This is a genomic window from Paenisporosarcina sp. P5_A11 (genome assembly GCF_056400705.1).
In genome coordinates, this window is the sequence record NZ_JBFUKT010000039.1 from 1 (window position 1) to 23203 (window position 23203).

A 23203-nucleotide genomic window follows, 5' to 3' on the forward strand; every position below is an offset into this window, starting at 1 on the left:
GGGCAAAATCTCGAAATTCTGATGGTGTAATTCCATCTCGTGTCACGAATCCGTGAGATGTAAATGTCACTTTATTACGAGCTTCATTGCTATCCACCAAGATGACATTTCTTCTCGCCCTTCCTAATATCAAGGTTGCATTTAATCCTGCAGGACCTCCCCCTATAACCGTGCAATCTTTCATCTTATTTCCTCCTATTGACCCTTACTAGCGTCTTCTATACCAATAACTTGGTATGTATGATTAGTTGTATAAAAGTACTCTTTCCTTCTTTAGATCCATTCAAACGAGAAGATTACTTATTTGCTAGAACGGGTAGTTTTACTGTTAAGACCATAAAGGAGGAAAAGTGTGATGAGTTTTACTTACAAACTATTTATGTTCGAAGACGATGGCACCATTCCAAACAATCCGGATTTGCCAGCTATTTTATATCCTGGTGTCTTCAAAAAACATCCACATGAAATTGAAGCAACTTTCAAATTGAATAATTGGCGAAATAGTTGGGTGAATGGTGTACTAGATTATCACCATTACCATAGCATTACGCATGAAGTCCTAGGGGTTCGAGCAGGCTCAGCTAAATTAATACTTGGCGGTACAAAAGGAGAAACGATTGAGGTTAATACAGGTGATGTGCTTGTATTGCCTGCTGGAACTGGCCATAAAAAATTAACAAGTAGTCCAGATTTCGAAATTGTAGGAGCCTATCCTGATGGCAAAGACTACAATATTCAAACTGGGCATCCAATTGAAAGACCTCAAGCACTTGCAGACATCAAACAAGTTAAAATTCCTACTACAGACCCTGTTTATGGAAATCGTGGACAAGTGGTCGATCGATGGCGATAATCATCTTTTACTTGACTGCATATAAAAACGCATTCTTCACGATGATTGAACGTGATGAATGCGTTTTTATTTTTATTCGTTCATGTTACTTCTTAAAGCGATAAGGTACTGTGGTAACAACCACATCTCTTCGGTAAAGCAAGATCGCTCTAATTAATAAACTGGACTGGTTATGAAGGATGTTTTGCCAACCTTTTTTAGGAATAAATTGAGGGATTAAGACGGTTACACGATAGTTAGATTCATTCGCTTTATTTTCTACCTTACTAATAAATTTCGATAAAGGGTGAGTGATACTTCTATATTGTGAATGTAAAGTTACCAGTCGAATATCAGGTTGCCATTTATTCCACTTTTCTTCGAAAGTATGTTCATCTTTTCGCTCAAAAGCTACATATACGGCAATGATTTGTTGTGGATTTAGCGATTTAGCGTAGTTCAAAGAGTTCTCTACTACATGCGTAATACCTGCGACAGGTACAATAATCACGTTTCCTTCGATTGGTATACAAGGTTCACTAGTAGATATACTTAATTGTTCACCAACAGCCACATAATGATTTTTTATTTTATGGAAAATAAAAACGAGTAATGGCAAAAAGACGAGAACGGCCCATACTTGCCCAAATTTTGTAATAAAGAAAATCATCATAACCGAAAAACTAATGAATGCCCCAATAAAGTTAATAATGAGTTTAGTCATCCAACCTTTCGGCTTTTCTCTCATCCATTTTACGAGCATACCTGTCTGAGATAACGTGAATGGGATAAATACACCAACTGCGTAAAGTGGGATAAGGTGTTCCGTTTGCCCTTTAAAGATGATAATGAGAAGGATAGATGTGAAACCAAGTGTAATGATTCCATTAGAGTATCCCAACCGATCTCCTCTCATCTTAAACATACTTGGGATGTATTTATCATTTGAAAGGCTAAATGCTAGCAGTGGAAATGCCGAATATCCTGTATTCGCTGCGAGAACAAGAATCAAAGCCGTCGTTCCTTGTATGAAATAATACATATAGTTTCGTCCGAAAATTTCCGATCCAATTTGGGAAATAACTGTTTCTTCTACTTTAGGTGTAATTCCATAGAAGTAAGCCAACCCAACTACGCCCACAAATAACACAGCAAGCAAAGAACCCATAATCGTTAAGGTTTTAGCGGCATTATTAGCAGCAGGATATTTAAAGTTAGGGATTGAATTAGAAATAGCTTCAACTCCCGTTAATGCAGAACTACCTGAAGCGAAAGCTCTAAGTAATAAAAACAAGCTGATACCAGCCACTGGAGTACCAAGTGGTGTATGCAAATCAGGTGAAACATTTCCAGTTAAAATATTGAAAAACCCAACGCCAATTAAGATAAATAACGCCAGTACGAATAAATAGACTGGATAAGCTAAAATGGAAGCAGACTCAGTTATTCCTCTTAAATTTAAAATAGTAATCAATATAACCAGAACACTTGCAATGGCCACATTATGATCGTGTAGGGTCGGCACCGCAGAAGTGATGGCATCAGTACCAGCCGAGACACTAACTGCAACGGTCAGAATGTAATCTACTAATAATGAACCTCCTGCAATCAATCCTGCATTTTCTCCAAGGTTTTCCTTCGCAACAATATAAGCACCACCACCACGTGGATAGGCAAATATAATTTGTCTATAAGACAAAATAAGTGCTAATAACAGTATAAGGACACCAACTGCAATCGGAATTGAGTACCAAAAAGCGATTGTACCCAACGTAATTAAAACCAGTAAAATTTGCTCCGGTCCATATGCAACCGAAGATAATGCATCTGAAGAAAGAATAGCTAAAGCTTTTGTTTTATTTAGCTTTTGTTCTCCTAATTCAGATGACTTTAATGGACGACCAATTAAAAACCTTTTCACTGCCGATAACATTTTTCCACTTCTTTCTTTATTGAGTTATCTTTCCTAATTCTGAAAAGACAACCCTTAATACTGTGATTAAAGACAAAAAAGCCCACAAGGCATAGGGAAATAGCCTAGTGGACATTATTTCATTCTCACTAGCTCCAATTCCTCTCTCATAACGCTTACGGGGTTAGCTGTCGGGTTTGGGCTAAAAGAGTAGCCCTACCTACATTCGTAGGATTCACCCCACGCGGCTGTAAAAGCCACGATAAAATGGTTCCCCCGTTCCATATGGATTAAGCGATTTAGAAATATGAAACTGCACACAATACTACTCCTATGTTTTCAACATGTAAACATAAATTTTGATGCATTATGAAACGACATTACGTGACCTATTATTAGTAGTTTATGCACTATAAGAATCATGCACATTGATATTAGTCTACTTTCACTTTAAATAATTGAAGTCTTTCTTTTTTCTATCTTTAACAACAAGTTCGGGCCTACTATAGAAATATGTATTGTGAAGCCTTTTCAACATAAAAACAACCAGATCCGAAGACCTGGTCCCTTTTTTAATGGCTTGCCGTATTATGTTGGATGTTAGATGGTGCATAAGAATTCACAATGGCCATTGTATCTTGCTGTGCGAGCTGTGGCACTTGATAATAATGATGTTTGTTTTGATAAATAGAAACTTCATATGCCATTTCAATACAGTTTGGAACTGAATCTGCTAGCACACGTCGTACAACTGGATTCGTTGTTTCGAGTGCAGACATAGCTTTAAGAGATGCTCCAGACTTATGCACACCAAGCATAAACCCTGAAATGATTTCATCTGTTAATTCAGCAGCTGACTGAATTGGCTTTTTCGGTTGTGAAGGTTTTAATCCAAAAACGAAATCATTATCTTGTTTCATCATATATTTTTGTGTTGCTTTTGAAGGGTCTAAACCTGTACTAAAACATTCTACTGTAATGTTATATTCTTCCTGCATAAATCGGAACTGGCGATCCAACATAGTAAGTAATTCTTGATCTTTGACATGTGGACGTAATAAAGTGTACTGGTTTAATCCCCCAACAGAAGCTGATAACACTTCATGAACGTCGAATAATTCATGGCCACCATGGTTCATTTGTGGTGGTACAGGACCTGTATGCATATTTTCGTGCATTTGACCTTGTGGGTTTTGCGTCATATAATATTTTCCTCCTCTTCATCAGAATTGTGCATCTGAATTAGTATGAATTAAAAAGGAAAAGTTATTCAAAACGTTTTTTTGTTAAGTTGTTAATAATCTGATTTAAAAWTTTTTTTTTTTTTTTTAGTAAATAKTCTTTCGCACTTTACTCACCCATCATATTGGAAATGAATAGGTTATTGGTAATTCATAAAACATGGTGGTGTTTTTAATGGAATTACCATTTATCTTAGCTGGGCCGATATTAAGAAGAGTAGACACTCACAATATTAACGTTTGGATTGCAACAAGCCGACCTTTTCAAATGGGAGCGGAACTCTATATGTTGGACGAAGAACTGACTCCCGTAAGTATTCGTTGTAAAACAAGGTCAGTTCAACTTGGAAAAAGCCTTTATATTTATTTGGTTAGCATGTTACCAGAAAGCGAAAAGTTTCCTACTGATTCTCTTCTAGGCTACAATTTACTATTTAATCAAGGATTAGAGATGTTAGATTTAAGTAGTTTTGGATTACTCAATCCAAATAATACTCATTCGATTGTTTATGGAGATTTACCATTTCCTTCATTTTTTATACATCACCAATTAGAATCCCATATTTTATACGGTTCCTGTCGAAAGCTACATGGCAAAAGAGATGATGCTTTAGCTGCAGGAGATATGGAACTTCAGTCGACATATCGAGATCTTACGAAGCGGCCTAACTCCTTATTTCTTTTAGGAGATCAAATCTATGCGGATGATGTAGCCGACCCCCTTTTCCCCGTCATAACCTCCATAGCCAATCGAATAATGGGACGGGATGAAGAACTCACAAAGTTAGACAAACGATTAGGCGAAACACCTTTTCACAAATCGCTCCACCAGATTAATGGAAGGCAATTTATCATGGAGCAATTCTGCCACTTCACTTCTAATCATTCACAGAACCATTTGATGAAATTTGGTGAGTATGCAGCCATGTATTTGCTCTCATGGGGACCAGAACTATGGGAAACCATTCAAGAGCAAGGGGGACTACCTACATTTGAAGATGAAGATGGAAATAAAAGAATATATTACGCATTTCCACAATCAACTCAATTTGAAAAAGAACATCAAACGGAACATTCTTTACTTCAGAAGCGTTTTGAGGAACAATCAGATGACCTCAGACAAACCCTCTCTTCACTTCATCGTATTAGACGACTTCTCGCAAACATTCCTACTTATATGATTTTCGATGATCACGATGTGACGGATGATTGGAACCTTTCAAGTGACTGGAAAGAGAATGTCTCAAATTCTCCACTTGGTAAGCATGTGGTTGCAAATGGACTGGGAGCTTATTGGGCATTTCAGGGTTGGGGGAATGCCCCTGACTCTTTTGATCAACAGTTTATTAATAAAATGAACATGCATTTTACTAAACTCACTTTTGAATCTACTACCTATCAAAGCTGGGTAGATTGCTTATGGAACTATACAAATTGGTATTTTGTCGCGCCTACTGAACCGAAGACTGTTTTTTTGGATACGAGAACACAACGGACGTTTGATAATTTTCCTCAACCAGTCAAACTCGGAATGCTCATTCAAGAAAACCTACGAAGTCCTCAACTTATTAGTCATAAAGGCTGGCAACTAGTCTCCCAATCTTTATTAAACACAGGTTGGCGTAGCGGTGAACCTTTAATCATTGCCTCGCCTGCCCCCTTATATGGGGTGGGTCTCATTGAATCTTTTTTACACTCTTATGTGTATCCGTTAAGAGCGATTGGGTTTCCAGTTCATCAAGCAATAGATTTTGAAGCCTGGAAGTATAATGGAAAAGGGTTTAGTGAATTCCTCGAATGGATTTTTAAGTGGAATCCTAGTATCTGTGTAATCGTCTCAGGGGATGTTCACTATGCCTCTTCCGTCAAGACTTCCATTCAATCCACGGATGGCAAGGTAGCCGAAATAATTCAGTTTACAAGCAGTCCGATGAATAACATGAGTTTCTCTGGTCTCTGGGGAATGCTGTTAAAATCAACGATTTGGTTAAACAGTATAAAAAGGAAAAAGCAAAGCATCGTCCGGTATTGTGACAATGCTTACAACATTCGGACCGAATCCTCAAATACACCTTGCTCTTCTGACTACATTTGGAGGGAAAACCTTCGATATCTTTCAACAGACAAAGGGACCATCATTAAAACAGACAATAACTTAGGCCTGTTTTCAATTTCACCGGAGATTATCCAAAACAAATTGCTTCAAATGAAGAATCTTGAAAAAGAAGATTTGTCTTTTGAACCTATCCAAATGCCAAACGAGCCTTAATAGATTTTCTATTATTCATATAAAAAAGGTGTAGAAGGATAGTCGTTCTCCTTCTGCACCTTTTGATATTAATCTGCCTTTAACCTATTTTTATACTAGGCCCTGTTAACTTTTACTGTTGTTTTATAAAAAAAAGAGAGAATCTGCTCCCTTTTCGCGGACGAACTGCCATGCCTCCTCGCTCGTGCCTCGCTGCGGAGTCTTGACAGCCCGTTTTTCCGCAGGAAAGATAAGAGCAAAAGTAGTTTGGCCCTTATCTTTGCGACGAAGCTAACGCAGTGATGCAACGTACTTTTATGTTTCGAAGCTAGCGCAGTGATGCAGGAAACAGAAACAGGAGCAGAGGTTTTCAGCAGAATCGCTTACTATCAACAACATCATTTAACAGAGCCTTATACAAAAAGCCCTACAAGATGAGGTATCAACTTGTAGGGCTAATCTCATTAGTTTTCTTCTACTTCTTTACGATTTTTCTTGAATAGCTTAGATAATACTTCATAAACGATTGGAACAACAATTAATGTTAATAACGTTGAACTTGTTAAACCACCGATTACTGTAATACCAAGACCTTTCGAGATTAAACCACCACCGCCTGATCCAATTGCTAATGGAATTAACGCACCGATAGTTGCCAATGCTGTCATTAGGATTGGACGTAAACGTGTAGCTCCTGCTTCTAGAATCGCTTCACGCATAGTCATACCATCACGTTCCATATGAATAATACGGTCTACAAGTACGATGGCGTTCGTTACAACGATACCAATTAACATTAATAACCCCATCATGACCGATACAGAAATTGTTTCACCAGCGATCCATAGACCGACGAATGAACCGATTACCGCAAATGGCAACGAGAACAGGATTGCGAATGGTGCTACACCTTCACGGAACGTTACAACAAGGATGAAATACACGATTGCGATTGCCGCAAGCATTGCCAAACCAAGTTGCGTGAACGTTTCAGTCATATCAGCTGCTGCACCAGCAACATCGATTGTAACTCCTTTAGGTAAATCCAATTTATCAATTGCTTTATCGACTTCAGATGTCGCTTTTGAAATATCTTCGCCAAGAATTGTTCCTGAAACGGTTGCGTAGTATTCACCTTTACTACGTGCGAGGGTGTTCATCGTTGTCCCTTTTTCAACTGTTACTAGTTCTGAAAGTGGCACTGTTGTACCAAGTGCTGTCGGTACTTCGGTAGCCAGGATATCATCGATTGATTTCGGTTGTGCAGCTTTTTCCTGCTGAACGATTACATCTAATGAGTCCCCGTCTTTTTCAACCGTTGTCAATACTTCCTGTGTCGTCGTCGGGCTTAACATCATGACGATTTGGCCCGTTGTCAATCCATACTGCAATAATTCATCTTGTTCTACTTTAAACGTATGTTCAACATATGCATCCTCCGAGCTTGAGGAAACTTCTTCCAGTCCGTCATTTTCTTTCATGACTTCTTCCACCATAACAACAGCTTCATTCAGTTTATCTAAATCTTCACTGTTGAATGTGTAACTCACTTCATTTGTAGCCATCGACGTGGACGTGAAGCTTTGGCTCTTCCATTCGCCCGTCTGACCGATGTTAAACACATATTCCTCAATTTTTTCGCGTGCTCCAGGGAAGTCATCCATTTCAGGGTCGAAGATTAGGTACATTAATGCACCGCCTCCACCGCCACCCATCATCGCGGACATTTGATCGCCGCTTTCGGTCAGTGATAACTGAACGATATCAATATCTGCATGTTTCAGCATTTCTTCTTCCACGACTTCAATGTTTGCCAAGGTATCATCCATCAGCTCACCAGCTTCAGGCGTGTAGGTCAAGTACATCACTTTTTCTTCTTCACTACCCATGAAGCTGAAGCCGATCAATGGCGTCAACGCCAAGCTCCCCCCTAATAGAGCAATGGCAAGGATGGAAGTGATGATTTTGTGGTTAAGTGTCCATCCAAGGACGCCTTTATACCAGTGGGATAGTTTCCCAGACTCTTTATGACTGCTTGCATTCTTTTCACTATATAATTTCTTCTTGAACAAGAAGTGCGATAATGCAGGAACAATTGTAATCGCAACAATCAATGATGCCACAAGCGCAAACGTCATTGTTAATGCGAACGGCATGAACAACTCGCCGACCATTCCACCAACGAAGATAAGTGGTGCGAATACCGCAACTGTTACCAATGTCGATGAAAGGATTGGTTTGAACATTTCAATTGTTGCTTCACGAACAAGGGCACGACCCGTCAATTTCTCATCTTTTAGATGTAAACGTCGATAAATATTTTCAACGACCACAATGGAGTCATCAATAACACGACCGATGGCGACCGTTATCGCACCGAGTGTCATGATATTGAGCGTAATATTCATCCAGTTCAACACCATTAATGCCATGAAAATCGAGACTGGAATCGATACGATTGAAATGATGGTTGATTTGAAATCACGCAGGAATAAAAGGATGATCAATACGGCAATCAAACCACCGAATAACGCTTTTTCAATCATCGTTGTAACCGAGGCTTCAATTGGTGCACCTTGGTCAAGTGATACATCTATAACAAGACCATCGATACTTTTCTCTTCTTCTTCCATTAACTCTTTCACAGCGTTTACGACATCAACCGTATTAGCTTGTTGCCCTTTTACAATTTGTATTGAAATGGCTTCTTCGCCGTTTGTACGTGAAACTGATTGAACTTTCCCGACTTCTTCAATCGTCGCGATTTCGCTCAATTTCACAAATGGTGATGTATTTTTTTCCGATGGTGTTAAAGGAATAAGCATTTCCTTCAATTCATCGGCTGTCATGAATTTGCCGTCTACCGCTACGGCTTCTTCACCTTCTTCAAACTCGTAAAGACCTAAGGAAACTGCCAGGTCACTTGCCTCAATCACCTGCTTAACAGAGTCATCAGTCAAGCCAAGTTCAGCCATTTTAGCTTTATTGTAAGTAAGTTGTACTTCATTAATATGCTGACCTGCAATGGTTGCAGAAGCTACACCATTAATCTTCTCGATTTTCGGAAGTATGATTTCTTCTACTGTTGACGTTAATTCAACAATATCCTCTGTCGTACTGGCTATACTCAACGCAGCAACTGGCATCATGTTCATGCTAATTGCCGTAACTGTCGGCTTTTGTGCCCCTCCAGGCAAAGTCACTGCTTCCAGCGCAGATTTCAATTCACGATTCGCCTCGTCCATATCTACACCGTACTCGTATTCCACTTGAAGATTTGCCATATTTGAATATGAATTCGAAAAGACGGCTTTCACACCTTCAAGGTTTTCCACCGCTTTTTCCAAAGGCATGGACACGTCTTCCATTACTTTCTCGGGAGTTGCGCCAGGATATACGTCCATTACCATTAAGTAAGGAATCGAAATATCTGGAATTGTCTCCATGTTCATACGTGTACCCGAATAAATACCTGTTACAGTGATGATAATGGTTAGTAACCATACTGCCAGTTTATTATGAAGAACAAAATTAACTAAACCTTTCACTCTTACACCTACCCCTAATTGACTTTACTATCTTATTTATTTATAATAATGACCAATCGGTCAATTGTCAACAATAGGAACTAGGAGCGATAAAAATATAATGAATAAAAAACAGCTAATTATGGAAAAATCACTGGAACTCTTTGCAAAACAGGGTTTTGAAGCGACTTCCATACAACAGATAACAGATTATTGCAGCATTTCAAAAGGGGCTTTTTACTTATCTTTTAAGTCCAAGGACGAATTGATTTTAGCATTGATTGACCATTTCATGATACAGTTCACAGCGGATGCTGACTATGTAGTCACAAACACGGAAGACGATGAAAAACTGTTCTATGAGTTTTATTACTCGACGTTCCATTCCTTTCAAAAACACTCAGATTTCACCAAGGTTCTAATGAAAGAGCAAACCCATTCATTCAATAAGGACTTCATCATTAAAATGCGGGCCTATGACAAATTGTTCGAGAAGACCATTTTGTCACTGATTGAACGTGTATATGGGGAAGAGGTCGAACATACCAAATATGATTTGGTGTATTGCATTAAAGGATTTATCAGCATTTATTCACAATTATTTTTACTTCAGAAGTCACCGGTGGATTTGAATTTACTTTCCCGATCGCTCGTGGAAAAAACAAATTTACTTGCGAGACATACGACCATCCCGTTCATTTCACAAGAGATGATCCAAATAGGCAATGAACCGTTGAATGAAGAAGTGACAAAGGAACAAATCCTCGACATCATGGAACAGAAAATTGAGGAAATTGAAGAATCTATTGAAAAAGAATCGTTAATCCTGCTAAAGCAACATTTAATTGAACCAACGCTGAGTCAAGCCATCGTGAAAGGGTTATTAGAAAATATCCGAAATCATCCTCATTGCAAATGGATTTCTTATTTGCTTCGTGGTTATTATAAGTTTTAATAAGGAAAACCCGGAAAAAATCCTATCATTCAGCTGAAATTGTTTGAATTCCACTTAAAAACCTATGTTATCGACATAATAAAAAGACTTGTCTCGCGACAAGTCTTTTTGAATTTCATTTATAAATTTTATCCTAATAAATCACCGAGAATGTCGGTCATTGATTTTTTTCGCTTGTGTTTTGGTGGATATCCTTCTTTTGAATACTTAGAATCGTATCCTCTATCATAATCATTTCTTTTATCTCGATCGTCTCTATATGGACGATTATCATTTTCGTATGACTGACTAAAAGATTTTTGATCTTCTTTTAAACCTTGTGTAATTTTTTCTAGTTCTCCACGATCAAGCCAAACACCTTTACAATCTGGACAAACATCAATCATCACATTTTCTTTTTCGACTTCTCTCATTCGAACATTATCACATACTGGACAATTCAACTAAATCACTCCTTCTGTATCAATGAACATGGTTTCTCCCATAAGCATAACACGATGTTCAGAAAATTGACCTGCCTCATCCCTCAGGAACTATTACTTAGTATCTGTTTCCAATTCAAAAACATTAGTATGCCACTAATAAAAACAATGGCAGCCCCTACTGTAAAAATTAACATGGCGGATGTTCCAAGAAGTCCAGCTATAAACGACCCCGAAATGACACCTAATGAAAAACAAGCGTAATAAATGCCGAATGCTTTCCCTCGATTTTGAGAGTTTGTACCTTTCATAATCGTTGCACTCGTGGAAGGAAATAATAAGGCAAAACCAATCCCATAGAAAATCATGGATATAAATAATTCACTTGAAGATGTTGAAAGACCCAAACCGAAAACAGATAAAGAAACGATGAACAATCCACTAAACATTAATTTACGATTATTGATTCGATCAAACATCCGATTAGAAGGCAGTATGAAAAAGAGAATAGCCACAATGCCAAATACGCTTAAGAATATACCTGTCATTTCTTGCGCTAGATTAAGCTCTTCCACTTTCAAAGGCATAGCATAAGTAAGTAAACCTTGCATAAGAAGCAACAAGAAAATAGCGATATAAGCAAATTGAATATCAGGTTTTTTTATAAAAGCAAATCCCGACTCTTTTTGTATGTTTGATTCCTTCACCCCAGGTGGTTTAGATTTAATCAATACGAGAGAAATGAATCCAACTAAAATCAAGGCTACAGAAATGAAGTAAAATAACCATTCAATACCAAATCTACTGCTAATGATTGCTCCCATTGCAGGACCAATTATCGCCGCTATTCCGATGGCAGCTCCTGAATGAGACATCTTTTTGCCATTAGATTCTGTATCGTCATTTCGTCCAATCGCAGCAAATGCGGCGGGCACGATAAACCCAGCCGCAAATCCATGAAAAAACCGTATGGCTAATAGTTGAGATGGATTAGTAACGTATGTATAAAAGAAAACGAGTCCACCAGCTAGAATCAAACTGCTAGCTAAAATACGCTTTGACCCAAACTTATCTACCCAAATTCCCGACAACACATTTCCTAACATATTGGAGAATGAATATACCGCGATTACCGAGCCTACTATTATCGGTGTAGCACCTAAACTAGTAGCAAAAGGCGCAATTACGGGTAGCTGTGAAAACATATCGATAAATGCCACTACCAGTAAAACATACATAAAAATCAAAGGAATTCCTTCTTTCTAAACAGAGCAATTTCTTTCTGAATCCCAAGCCTTACGTAGAACGGAAGAATTCGAAATAGTCGAAAAAATAAAAGAATGGTCGAAAACCATCGATGAGAATATATTAAATTGGTAAAAGCATCTTCTCGGTATGAGAAGATGCTCTATTATCCTGCTTACATCAACCAACCGTGCAAGGCACCTAGCAAAGTAAAGATAACTAGATGATCACCGACTGCAATCATGAATGATTGCTTTGTCATAAGACCAAATAATCTATTTTTCAAGTACACAAGAGTAATAATGAAACCTACCATAAATCCAATGAGCATACCTGCTACAATTCCTTCAGACCCAGTCGCTTGTACAAAAACAGCCATAATAAATGAGCTTATAAATGCAACCACCACAGAAATAACGTATTTCATTGGTCCTTCTACTTCATTTTGTTTCTTCTCTGGATGTTTATCTCCTCCTAGTCTCACAGAGTAGTAAATCCCCCCATATACCATGTACAATAAGCCACCAACGATTATGGCGATTATATTAAATTCATTCCAATCGATTAACATGTAAATCCTCCTTTCCTAGATAGTTCAATTGTTAAAAGAATTACCCCTGCACAAAACCTAATTTTTTATATAAATGTAGGGCATCCGAATTTTCAGCTGTTACATTTAGAATCAATTCATCATACCCCATTAGTTTTAGCGTATTCATGCTCTTTGTAATTAACGTACTCGCCATTCCTTGATGAAGAAATTTTTTTCCTGTGTAAATTTCCGTTATTAACGGTTTTTTGTCCCACAGATTGATGCAAATCACAGCAGCCGCTTCGTTATTCATTTCAATCCAATAAGAAGCTTCGGCTATAAACGGCCCATAACCGTCTTTTATTATTTTGTTCACCTCAAGAATGGCTTCTTGCAACGTGTCTTCTTGTTGATCGACCGTACCTTCATAAGCTTCTAACATCGTAGCAGCTACTTTCATGATGTCTTGTTGTGTAATAGGTTTAAGGTGAAAAGTAGTGGATATCAATTGTTTTTCAAGTCTACACTTCATTTTCATTCTACTTTTCCCTAATATCATCACCTTTTCATATTTAATCAACTGAAAAGACTCCCAGTTTCTATATCAAGATGAGTTACTTACACACAAGAATTTCTCTCGAAAATATCCCTTTTTTTGCAACACATCTGTCTATTATGTTAAATCCTGCTTCTTTGATCATATGGTCGATATTATCAATCGTGACCACGACTAATTTCTTCGAAAAGGGTCGCGCGTTCTTGATAATCGAAAGCTGTTCTTCGGGGGTAGCATGCGTGTAGAGATTGTAAGGCATATCAATAATTGTCGCATCATAGTTCTTCGTCACTTCCGCTATTGGACCAAGGTCTACTTCTCCAGTCAATCCAAAATGGGCAATATTTTCACGCGAACCTAACACCACGAGCGGATTAATATCACGGCCTACTATATCAATTCCCATTGAAAGGGCTTCAACTAATACCGTGCCAATCCCGCAACAAGGGTCGATTGCTTTAACACCTTCAGGGATAGGGACTGCAATATTTGCTACTGCTCGAGCGACACGCGTACTAAGTGCGGTTGAATATTCACGAGGCTTTTTCAAATGACGTAACCAAACTGCTTCACTTTTCACATATATCCCGAAATACCATCGACCATCGAACGGTACTAGACCAAATGTGATTTCCGGATGATGAACATCTGCTTCCCCTTCAATGATCATGCCAATCTCACGCTCAATCTCACGTTTTTGTTGGTATTCCACTTTTTTCGCAGTTGCCAAATCATTAATTTTGACAAAAATCACTTTAAATGTTGTGTTATTCATCTTAATTACTTCCACTTGTTTCAAAATATCTGAAAGCTCATCGCCATCAAATAAGACTTCAATCCGCTCTTTCATAAATGGGCTTCTGCTTGGATTAATGTCTATTGAGCTTTTGAGTATTTTTGAATGAGTATCCATTCCAAGAAATGAACGCATCTCTAAATGACACAGTGATTCTTCGTCTGGGGTATAAGCGTATGTATAAATAAACTCACCTGTTTGAGCTAGTTGATTCAAGTCATTCCCATCCTTTTTTCAAGCTCTTCAATTAATAATTGAGCTGTTACTTATTAGTATAACAATTGGTGAGTACTCTTAACGGACTTTTTAACAAATACTCAATTTCCAACTTTTATTTAAGATATTGAAATAAACATTAATTTGAATTCAGTTGAAGGAGGTTTGAAGATAGCTATTCAAATCCATACTACGTTAAGACGGACATTTTGAAAGGGGATCTAATCATGGAAAAAAATAATCAAAAGTCTTCAAGTAACAATCAAAAGCCTAAAACACAAACACCTAAAACTGAAAAGCGACATACAGACAATGGCCGAGACGAATTTTCTCGTGAATTAACGGAAATAATTAATAACAATATTCAACCAGAGAAAAACAAAGACAAGCCCAATTATCGACGCTATAAATAAGAAATATTTTGTTTTAGTACCATCATATTTAACACCATTACCTTCAATAAACCATGTTTAAGAGCCAACATTTCTGCGTGTTTCAACACTTCGTAAATGCCGCCGCGTGCTTTAATAGAACCTAAAACGGGAAGGTGGCTGTCACATTTTAACAAAAATGTCCCTTCTAACTGTTGATGCATCGCCGGGACGGGTACAATCGGAGATACAATGATTCCATCATCTTTTTCATTAAGTGAAATTTTTTTAATCTCAGTTTGAAATGGCTCATATTTAGGATTTGATCAAAATACTGAAACGATTAGCTCCATATAGTAAAAAGGGGAGAAATGCTTTCGCATTCCTCCCCTTTATCAACATCCCATGTTATTGTTTCGGCTCAAGACCGACAAGACGCAGGAAGTATTCCAGACCTTTCTTTCCAATCTTTTCTTTTGGCTGTTTATCGGCAGACGCATCCGGTCCCTTCATTAAGAAATTTTTCTCAACGAAGCGAATGTCTGTCTCGTCTACCACACCATCTTGATTGAGATCTTGCGGCACGATGGATGAATCCTTCGTACCGTATGCATCCACGACACTCTGGATATCGAGGATATCAATCATTTTGTCGCCATTCACATCCCCAGCAATACTTCTCTGGCCAAATCTTGAATATTGCCCACGTAGCTCACCATTTACATTATATCCAGGAATGAACTTCTTCATCACTTTRAGATGCCCCGGAATTTCGAAAACAACTGAATATTCTTGATCGCTAGCCGGGATATCATTGATAACGTAAGATCCATTCTTACTAATTGTTCCTGGATACTTTTTACCGCTTCTGGAGAGCGCATATACTTGTGCGCCTATTTTTGAATAATCCGCTTTTCTCAAAGATTCTCCTTGCCCTGGTCCTCCAGATTTCATAAATGCTTCTGGCGTGATGGATCCATTCATCTGCGTATGTTTAGAAATCATCTTAAGGGTTTCAGTGCCGTAATAAGGAATGGCAGTGTCTGCTGTTTGTCCCGATTTCAGATAAGACGCCTTCTGAACCAGAAATCCAGGTAAAACATTGTAATATTCATCATTCACAACTTTAAACGTTACATTGAGGAATGGCATATCTCCGTTCAGTCCGCTGAATACATTTCCAGTAATGGAAGCACCGATATTCAAACTATTATTGAATGTACCTTCCGTCACAACAGGCTCATGGAGTGATACCTGTAAGCCTTTTTCCATTGCATATTGTTTGACTTCATTGTTCAGCTTCACATTCGCAAACTTGTACAATTCTTTGTTGAACTCTAAATTAAATTTTCCGGATACAAGCTGCTTTACATTATTAAGACTGAGTGTCATCGTAACGTTATCGCCGACTTGCAACTCTTTCTTATCATAACTGGAAGTCGTATATTCCGTCCCTTCTTTCAGGAAGAAGTATTTTTGGTTACCAACTGCAGTTGCAAGATCAGACGTTCTCAAATTCAAATTTAAAGGTTTTGTTGCAATATCACTCGCTTCAATTCCGATTTTCACATCTCCACTTGACTCAATCGGGAAGAACCCGCTTACGAATCCAGAGTTTGTGTAGTAAGCCATCATGTTGGATGATTGATCGATGTCCAACCCTTTAGATTGTAATAGATCCACTGTCGCATCCTTAGCTGTTCCATGCAGCCACACTGCTTTTTTGCCACCTTCTACTGTAAACATAGAATCATTGATCTCGATTACACCCGGTTTGATATCCATGTTCACTTCTGGTGCTGTATTGTCTACGATAAGCGGATTATCAAAAACATATGATCCACCTTCTCCATCGTGTGCAATCATTTCCAGTATATAATCACCTTCTGGAAGCTTTACAGTATAATCACTGATCGGCTTGGAAGGATCATTTGTAAATGGATAGACCAAACCGGCGAACGCACCCACAAGAAAAGTTTCCGCATCTACAAGTAATCTACTCACATCAACTGTTCCTAAGAACCCAACAGCTTTTCCTGTTTCACTGTCTTTTACAAGTACATCGATGGTTTTCATTGGGCTATTCATCTTCATGATTACATGAATGAATGTGTCATTAAGTTCCCAGAAAGGCGTCATATTTGTTACGGATGGTCTAGTCGTTTTGACATAAGCAAACCCTTTTTCCGTCACCATCACAGCGAATGGGATTTGATAGGATTCGGCTGGATTGTTTGCATTGGTCACATGAATATACCCTTCATATCTTCCTGACGCAGCGCTGGCTGGAATCGTTATTTTTGGCTGGAGCTCCTGTACTTGGCCGCCTCCCACTGTAATCGATGAAGGTACAGCCACTTGTACACCGTTACTCACTGCATCTTGAATGCCTTTGCGCTCACCGTGATACTCCACTTCTAGTTTAAAAGATTTTTCTTCCTGGCTGTTGTTTTGAACCGTCATCTTTTTGCTTGCTTCAATTGGTTCATTACCTTTTTTATAATATCTGCCGAATACAATGGAGCCTGTTTGTTCATCAATTTCTACGACGTTTCCATTTTCGATATTTTTTGTCTTATCCCATACTTTGATGGATATATCTGTATGAACCGCTTGATAGGCATCGATTCGTCCTGCGCCCACTTCGTATACAGAATTATCCCCTTGTAAATCATCCGAAGTATTCATGAGTGCCGATTTCACATCGAAAGGCGTGTATTCCGGATGCTCCTGTAAAATCAATGCGGCTGCACCTGCCACGTGTGGCGAGGCCATCGATGTCCCCGACATACGTACGTAAGCATTCTCGTAATTCATGCCGTCCTGTGGATCATTGATAAATTCTGGTGTCGTGGAGAATATGGACACACCTGGAGCAACTACATCCGGCTTGATATCATAATTTCCTTCTACCGGCCCGCGTGAACTGAAATCTGCTAAATGATCGCCTTCTGTTTTTGTATTACTTAACGTTTCAAATGTGAAAGTACCTTCTTCTAGCTCCTTTAACCTCTCACCATTTGCTTTTGACAGGCGGAAAGACGGGATTAATCCGACGACCTCGCCCAAGTAGGAAGGTATTTGCCCGTCGACATTGTTATACACAATCACTGATTTAGCCCCAGCGTTTTTGGCGTTTTTGATTTTTTCATCAAACGCAATTTCCCCGCGCTGAATCAACGCAATTTTCCCGCTGACATCTTTTCCGGCAAAATCAGTTACTTTACCAAGTCCCGCAAATACAATTGGTAAGGATTGTCCTTGTAAATCTTCTAATCGATCAGAAAAATCTTTGCCCAGAAGTTGCAAATCTTCTAACTGGTGAGACAAGCCCTCCTTCTTATCTTCCAATTTTGGAGAAAAATCTTTGCCGAAGCGTTTCGAATCTTCTTGTTGAGGAGAAAGGGCCTCGCTGATAAGCTTTGAATCTTCTAATTGATGAGAAAGGTCTTCGCCGAGTCGTTGCAAATTATCATTTTCATTAGTGWAAACGCTTCCACTAAATGTAGGAATGGTCATGGAAACATCGCTYGCCCCTACTGAAATACCGAGAGCCGCTGTTCCTGGAGAACCAAGCGTTTTTTCGTTCGGTCCGGMGTTACCYGCAGCRACKACGGYCACYACRCCTGAAAGCATGGCATTATTTAYYGCGACAGAAGTRGCGTATAAAGGATYGTTCGTCGCGGCGCCRAGYGACAWRTTRATGACGTCCATGCCATCTGTAATCGCTTGATCGATTCCAGCAAGGATTCCCGCTGTATCTCCTCCACCCCAAACTCCCAATACTCGATAAGCATATAAATCTACTTCCGGTGCTACCCCTTTCACAGCATAATCCACACCGTTTTTCTGTTGGGCTGCAATCGTCCCTGCGACATGTGTTCCATGACTCGTGTAATACACACGACCAGGATATGTTGGCTTGCCAGCATTAATCCAATCCTGATAGGTCGTTTCCATCGGATCTGCATCATCATCTACAAAATCATATCCGCCCTTATAAACATCTTTTAAGTCTGGATGATTGTAGTCAATCCCTGTATCTAGCACACCGACTTTAATGCCTTTACCCTTAATATTCTCGGCATGAAGCTTGTCCACGCCAATTTGTGGAATACTATCTGCCATTTTAGGATCAATGGCTTCTTTCGTTTCTACCGGCGGATCCACTTTTACCTCGTAATCTTTAAAGACATGTTTAACTACACCAGATTGCAGCAAATCCTTAACTGCCAAACCAGGCAGTGTTATCGCTACACCGTTAATGGCGTTTTTATACTCTCTTGTGATGTTTACATCTTCCACTTTGTAATTAGTCACGTTTTTCTGTGATTTCAATGATTGCACATGCGCTTTAAAAGCTTTGTGTGATTGTTCCACTTTTTCATTTGCAGCAGAAGAAGATAGTTTTTTTCCTTTCGCTGCTTGTTTCATCACTTCAATTTTCGCCGGCGCCTGTTCAAATTCGACGATGACTTTGACTAATTCAGGGCTATTCGCATCAATATCCGGTGAAATGGTAAAGGTTGTATTTGTTTCTAATTGCTCTAATGCCTTTCTTTGTTCTGCAGTCAGGTTCTTTATAATTTCTTCCGCATGATCAACCGATTTCAGCTCAAACGGGCTTTTCGCCAATACGTTATATGGAGCACCTTGAGATAATAACATGCCAACAGCTAGCGTTCCTGTAAGAATCTTATTGATTTTTTTCCCCTTCATACCGCATCCCCTTGTCCTTATGTAATTGTTTTTTCTCTCTTAACTTATATTTTTTACAAACAAGTCTTTTAAAGAAGATTCCATGAAACTAGTTAACTCGATTCTGTCTTTTATCATCTCATATTTCTACTTTTCTGAAAATTAAACATAGGATGTAAATGTTGCTGTTATTGGTTCTATACCAGTATAAAACAAAAGTACTATTTCAATCACTAGTATTAAAGCGGAATAATAAAGTACCAGACTTACCCACTTACCCACAATGGGAGGTAAAAAAGAATAGTAAAGCGAAGTCTTCTGGTTTGGCTTCAAATGTCATCTCGCCGGCGGAACAAAAAGTCAATATATTGTTCAATCCCTTCGTGATAAAACACAGTGTGTTTTATCGATAGCAGTTTACGTAACAGAAACAAGTGGAGCATGCGGTAAAGCGCTATATTTGGTTCTACAATAACAAACGATTCCAGAAGAAATTAAAACCTTAGCCCTCAAGAATACAGGGCCAAGGTTGCTTAATAATCACTTTTTAATTGCTTTCTACTTGAGAGGGGTAAGTCCAGAATACAGAAATCATCTTCTGTTGTGGCCTAACCTGTTTTGTCCTTTAGAAAGGGGACATTTCACTTTGAGTCCTCTTCTTTTATTAACAGCCCTGATGGGATTATGTTTATTGTTTCGGCTCAAGACCGATAAGACGCAGGAAGTATTCCAGACCTTTTTTGCCAATTTTTTCTTTTGGCTGTTTATCGGCCGGTGCATCCGGTCCCTTCGTTAAGAAATTTTTCTCAACGAAGCGAATGTCTGTCTCGTCTACCACACCATCTTGATTGAGATCTTGCGGCACGATGGAAGTATCTTTCGTACCGTATGCATCCACGACACTTTGGATATCGAGGATATCAATCATTTTGTCGCCATTCACATCCCCTGCAAGACTTCTCTGACCAATTCTTAAAAATTGCCCACGTAGCTCACCATTTGCATCATGATATCCAGGAATGAATTTCTTCATCACTTTAAGATGCCCCGGAATTTCGAAAACGGCTGTATACACTTGATCGGAAGCCGGAATACCATTGATCTCGAAAGATGCATTTCTTTTAATTGTTCCTTTATACTTTTTACCGCTTCTGGAAAGAGCGTATACTTGTGCCCCTATTTTCGAATAATCCGCCGCTTTCAAATATTCCGCCCCTGAACCTTGTAAAATAAATGCTTCCGGAGTGATGGCTCCTATCAACTGTGTCTGTGTAGGAATTACTTTAAGATCTTGAGTGTTGTAAAAAGGAATATCGGTGCTTGCTATTTGTCCTGATTTCTTATAAGACCCCTTCTTGACTTCAAATCCAGGAACATCTTCGTAAACTTCACCTTTCACTACTTTAAACGTTACATCTAGGAACGGCATGTCTCCATCCAGTCCTCTGAATACATTTCCAGTAATGGAAGCACCGATGTTCAAACTATTATTGTATAAACCTTCCGTCACAGCAGGCTCATGTAGTGATACCTGTAAGCCTTTTTCCATTGCATATTGTTTGACTGCAGTGTTCAGCTTCACATTCGAGAACTTGAAGTAATCTTTTAAGAACTCTACATTAAATTCTCCGGAGACAAGCTGTTTCACATTATTAAGGCTGAGTGTCATCGTAAAGTTATCACCGAGTCTCAACTCTTGCTTGTTATAACTAGTAGTCGTATATTCTGTTCCTTCTTTCATGAAGTAATACTTTTGGTAACCAACTGCCGTTGCAGTATCCCATGTTCTCAACCAAAATCTCATAGGTTTTTTTGCAATATCACTTTCCTCAATTCCTAATTTTACATCTCCATTCGCTTGAACCGGGAAGTACCCACCTATATACGTAGAGTCACCTGCGTAGTAAGCCATAGTGTTGGACGATTGATCGACGTCCAACCCTTTAGATTGTAATAAATCCACTGTCGCATCCTTAGCTGTTCCATGCAGCCACACTGCTTTTTGGCCATCTTCTACTGTAAACATAGAATCATTGATTTCGATTACACCCGATTTTATATCCATGTTGACTTCTGGTGCTTCATTGTCCACGATAAGCGGATTGTCAAAAACATATGATTTCCCATCCTCATCGTGTGCAATCAGTTCCAGTATATAATCGCCTGCTGGAAGCTTTATTGGAAGATCACTGATTGGATTGGCAGGATCATTTGTAAATGGTAAGACCGTACCGCTGAACGCACCAGTAAGATACACTTCTCTATCTAATTGTAATTTACTAATATTAGCTGTTCCTATGAACCCAACAGCTTTTCCTGTTTTACTGTCTTTTACAAGCACATCCATGGTTTTCATTGGGCTATTAATTTTCATAATGATATGGATCATTTTGTCATTATATTGCCAGAAAGCTGTCGTATTTGTCACGGATGGTCTAGTCGTTTTGACATAATCAAATCCTTTTTCCGTCACCATCACAGCGAATGGAATTTGATAGGTTTCGTCTGGATTGTTGGCATTGGTCACATGAATATACCCTTCATATCTTCCTCCCGCAGCGCTGGTTGGTATCGTTATGTTAGGCTGGAGCTCCTGCACTTGGCCGCCTCCCACTGTAATCGATGAAGGCACATCCACTGTAACACCGTTACTCACTGCATCTTGAATCCCTTTTCGCTCACCGTGATACTCTACTTCTATTTTGAAAGATTTTTCTTCCTGGCTGTTGTTTTGAACGGTCACCTTTTTACTTGCTTCAATGGGTTGATCATCTTTTTTAATATGTCTTCCGAATACAATGGAACCTGTTTCTTCATCAATTTCTACGACTTTACCATTTTCGATATTTTGTGTCTTATCCCATACTTTGATAGACGTATCTGCATGAACCGCTTGATAGGCATCGATTCGTCCCGCGCCCACTTCGTATACAGAATTATCCCCTTTTAAATCATCCGAAGTATTCATGAGTGCCAATTTCACATCGAAAGGAGTATATTCCGGATGCTCCTGTAAAATCAATGCGGCTGCACCTGCCACGTGTGGCGTAGCCATCGATGTTCCCGACATACGTACATAGGCATTCCCGTAATTAATACCGTCCTGCGGATCATTGATGAATTCCGGTGTTGTGGAGAATACGGACACACCTGGAGCGACTACATCCGGCTTAATATCATAATTGCCATTTACCGGTCCGCGTGAACTGAAATCAGCTAAATGATCGCCTTCTGTTTTTGTTTTATTTAACGTTCCAAATGTGAAAGAACCTTCGCCCAGCCCCTTTAATCGCTCACCATCCGCTTTTGACAGGCGGAAAGAAGGGATTAACCCGACGACCTCGCCCAAGTAGGMAGGTATTTGCCCGTCGACATTGTTATACACAATCACTGATTTAGCCCCAGCGTTTTTGGCGTTTTTGATTTTTTCATCAAACGCAAGTTCCCCGCGCTGAATCAACGCAATTTTCCCGTTGACATCTTTCCCGGCAAAATCAGTTGCTTTACCAAGTCCCGCATATACAAATGGTAAGGATTTTCCTTGTAAATCTTCTAATTGGTCTGAAAAATCTTTTCCGAGAAGTTGCAAATCATCAAATTCATTAGTGTAAACGCTTCCACTAAATGTAGGAATGGTCATGGAAACATCGCT

Annotated in this window: 15 protein-coding genes, 1 pseudogene and 1 riboswitch; of the genes and pseudogenes, 4 read left to right on the plus strand and 12 right to left on the minus strand. The window is 39.0% G+C overall.

All coding sequences use genetic code 11. The annotated features are described in order from the left end of the window. The coding region (locus AC1DOS_RS08250; RefSeq protein WP_477537107.1) for an FAD-binding protein at window positions 1–184 on the minus strand (184 nt) is incomplete at its 3' end. Between the two features lie 171 nt (window positions 185–355). On the opposite strand from AC1DOS_RS08250, the gene AC1DOS_RS08255 reads away from it, so the two are divergent. After that, window positions 356–853 carry a hypothetical protein gene (locus tag AC1DOS_RS08255; protein WP_477537108.1) on the plus strand — a complete coding sequence of 166 codons (498 nt, stop codon included), beginning with the start codon at window positions 356–358 and terminating at the stop codon, window positions 851–853. Window positions 854–938: 85 nt separating this feature from the next. Here AC1DOS_RS08255 and AC1DOS_RS08260 read toward each other — a convergent pair whose 3' ends face one another. Both AC1DOS_RS08260 and AC1DOS_RS08265 read right to left on the minus strand, forming a co-directional pair. Beyond that, entirely contained in the window at window positions 939–2765 is a 1827-nt protein-coding gene (locus AC1DOS_RS08260) for an APC family permease (protein WP_477537109.1), read from the minus strand. A gap of 136 nt (window positions 2766–2901) precedes the next feature. Then, a riboswitch (cyclic di-AMP (ydaO/yuaA leader) is annotated at window positions 2902–3051 on the minus strand. A gap of 265 nt (window positions 3052–3316) precedes the next feature. Continuing rightward, window positions 3317–3946, minus strand: coding sequence for a spore coat protein (locus AC1DOS_RS08265; RefSeq protein WP_477537110.1), 630 nt, complete (start codon window positions 3944–3946; stop codon window positions 3317–3319). Between the two features lie 214 nt (window positions 3947–4160). On the opposite strand from AC1DOS_RS08265, the gene AC1DOS_RS08270 reads away from it, so the two are divergent. Then, window positions 4161–6254 (plus strand): metallophosphoesterase family protein, encoded by a 2094-nt coding sequence (locus AC1DOS_RS08270; protein ID WP_477537111.1) that lies wholly within the window; start codon window positions 4161–4163, stop codon window positions 6252–6254. Window positions 6255–6697: 443 nt separating this feature from the next. Here the strand turns inward: AC1DOS_RS08270 and AC1DOS_RS08275 are convergent, their stop codons facing one another. Next, entirely contained in the window at window positions 6698–9781 is a 3084-nt protein-coding gene (locus tag AC1DOS_RS08275; RefSeq protein WP_477537112.1) for an efflux RND transporter permease subunit, read from the minus strand. 100 nt (window positions 9782–9881) lie between these two features. Between AC1DOS_RS08275 and AC1DOS_RS08280 the strand changes: the two genes are divergently transcribed. Then, a complete protein-coding gene (locus AC1DOS_RS08280) occupies window positions 9882–10715 on the plus strand; it encodes a TetR/AcrR family transcriptional regulator (protein WP_477537113.1) in 834 nt (277 codons plus the stop codon). A gap of 128 nt (window positions 10716–10843) precedes the next feature. Here AC1DOS_RS08280 and AC1DOS_RS08285 read toward each other — a convergent pair whose 3' ends face one another. From AC1DOS_RS08285 to AC1DOS_RS08305, 5 genes are all read right to left on the minus strand, one after another. Next, window positions 10844–11158 carry a TFIIB-type zinc ribbon-containing protein gene (locus AC1DOS_RS08285; RefSeq protein ID WP_477537114.1) on the minus strand — a complete coding sequence of 105 codons (315 nt, stop codon included), beginning with the start codon at window positions 11156–11158 and terminating at the stop codon, window positions 10844–10846. Window positions 11159–11241: 83 nt separating this feature from the next. Further along, complete coding sequence (locus AC1DOS_RS08290) at window positions 11242–12375, minus strand: MFS transporter (protein ID WP_477537121.1); 1134 nt, start codon at window positions 12373–12375, stop codon at window positions 11242–11244. A gap of 182 nt (window positions 12376–12557) precedes the next feature. Continuing rightward, window positions 12558–12953, minus strand: coding sequence for a DUF1761 domain-containing protein (locus tag AC1DOS_RS08295; RefSeq protein WP_477537115.1), 396 nt, complete (start codon window positions 12951–12953; stop codon window positions 12558–12560). 40 nt (window positions 12954–12993) lie between these two features. After that, window positions 12994–13494, minus strand: a complete 501-nt coding sequence (locus AC1DOS_RS08300; RefSeq protein WP_477537116.1) for a GNAT family N-acetyltransferase — start codon at window positions 13492–13494, stop codon at window positions 12994–12996. Between the two features lie 34 nt (window positions 13495–13528). Further along, window positions 13529–14482 carry a TRM11 family SAM-dependent methyltransferase gene (locus tag AC1DOS_RS08305; protein WP_477537117.1) on the minus strand — a complete coding sequence of 318 codons (954 nt, stop codon included), beginning with the start codon at window positions 14480–14482 and terminating at the stop codon, window positions 13529–13531. Between the two features lie 227 nt (window positions 14483–14709). On the opposite strand from AC1DOS_RS08305, the gene AC1DOS_RS08310 reads away from it, so the two are divergent. After that, window positions 14710–14895 carry a YfhD family protein gene (locus AC1DOS_RS08310; protein WP_477537118.1) on the plus strand — a complete coding sequence of 62 codons (186 nt, stop codon included), beginning with the start codon at window positions 14710–14712 and terminating at the stop codon, window positions 14893–14895. 44 nt (window positions 14896–14939) lie between these two features. On the opposite strand, the pseudogene AC1DOS_RS08315 reads toward AC1DOS_RS08310, so the two are convergent. The 3 genes and pseudogenes from AC1DOS_RS08315 to AC1DOS_RS08325 all read right to left on the minus strand — a co-directional run. Continuing rightward, window positions 14940–15176: pseudogene (locus AC1DOS_RS08315) on the minus strand (D-serine ammonia-lyase); the annotation flags it as partial. 85 nt (window positions 15177–15261) lie between these two features. Beyond that, a complete protein-coding gene (locus tag AC1DOS_RS08320; protein WP_477537119.1) occupies window positions 15262–19572 on the minus strand; it encodes a S8 family serine peptidase in 4311 nt (1436 codons plus the stop codon). Window positions 19573–20239: 667 nt separating this feature from the next. After that, a partial coding sequence (locus tag AC1DOS_RS08325) for a S8 family serine peptidase (RefSeq protein WP_477537120.1) occupies window positions 20240–23203 on the minus strand: 2964 nt, incomplete at its 5' end.

What these genes read in the sequence shown, in the direction of transcription:
- AC1DOS_RS08255 (WP_477537108.1), top strand. Translation starts at nt 356, where the DNA reads ATGAGTTTTACTTACAAACTATTTATGTTCGAAGACGATGGCACCATT.
- AC1DOS_RS08260 (WP_477537109.1), bottom strand. Translation starts at nt 2,765, where the DNA reads ATGTTATCGGCAGTGAAAAGGTTTTTAATTGGTCGTCCATTAAAGTCA.
- AC1DOS_RS08265 (WP_477537110.1), bottom strand. Translation starts at nt 3,946, where the DNA reads ATGACGCAAAACCCACAAGGTCAAATGCACGAAAATATGCATACAGGT.
- AC1DOS_RS08270 (WP_477537111.1), top strand. Translation starts at nt 4,161, where the DNA reads ATGGAATTACCATTTATCTTAGCTGGGCCGATATTAAGAAGAGTAGAC.
- AC1DOS_RS08280 (WP_477537113.1), top strand. Translation starts at nt 9,882, where the DNA reads ATGAATAAAAAACAGCTAATTATGGAAAAATCACTGGAACTCTTTGCA.
- AC1DOS_RS08290 (WP_477537121.1), bottom strand. Translation starts at nt 12,375, where the DNA reads ATGTATGTTTTACTGGTAGTGGCATTTATCGATATGTTTTCACAGCTA.
- AC1DOS_RS08295 (WP_477537115.1), bottom strand. Translation starts at nt 12,953, where the DNA reads ATGTTAATCGATTGGAATGAATTTAATATAATCGCCATAATCGTTGGT.
- AC1DOS_RS08310 (WP_477537118.1), top strand. Translation starts at nt 14,710, where the DNA reads ATGGAAAAAAATAATCAAAAGTCTTCAAGTAACAATCAAAAGCCTAAA.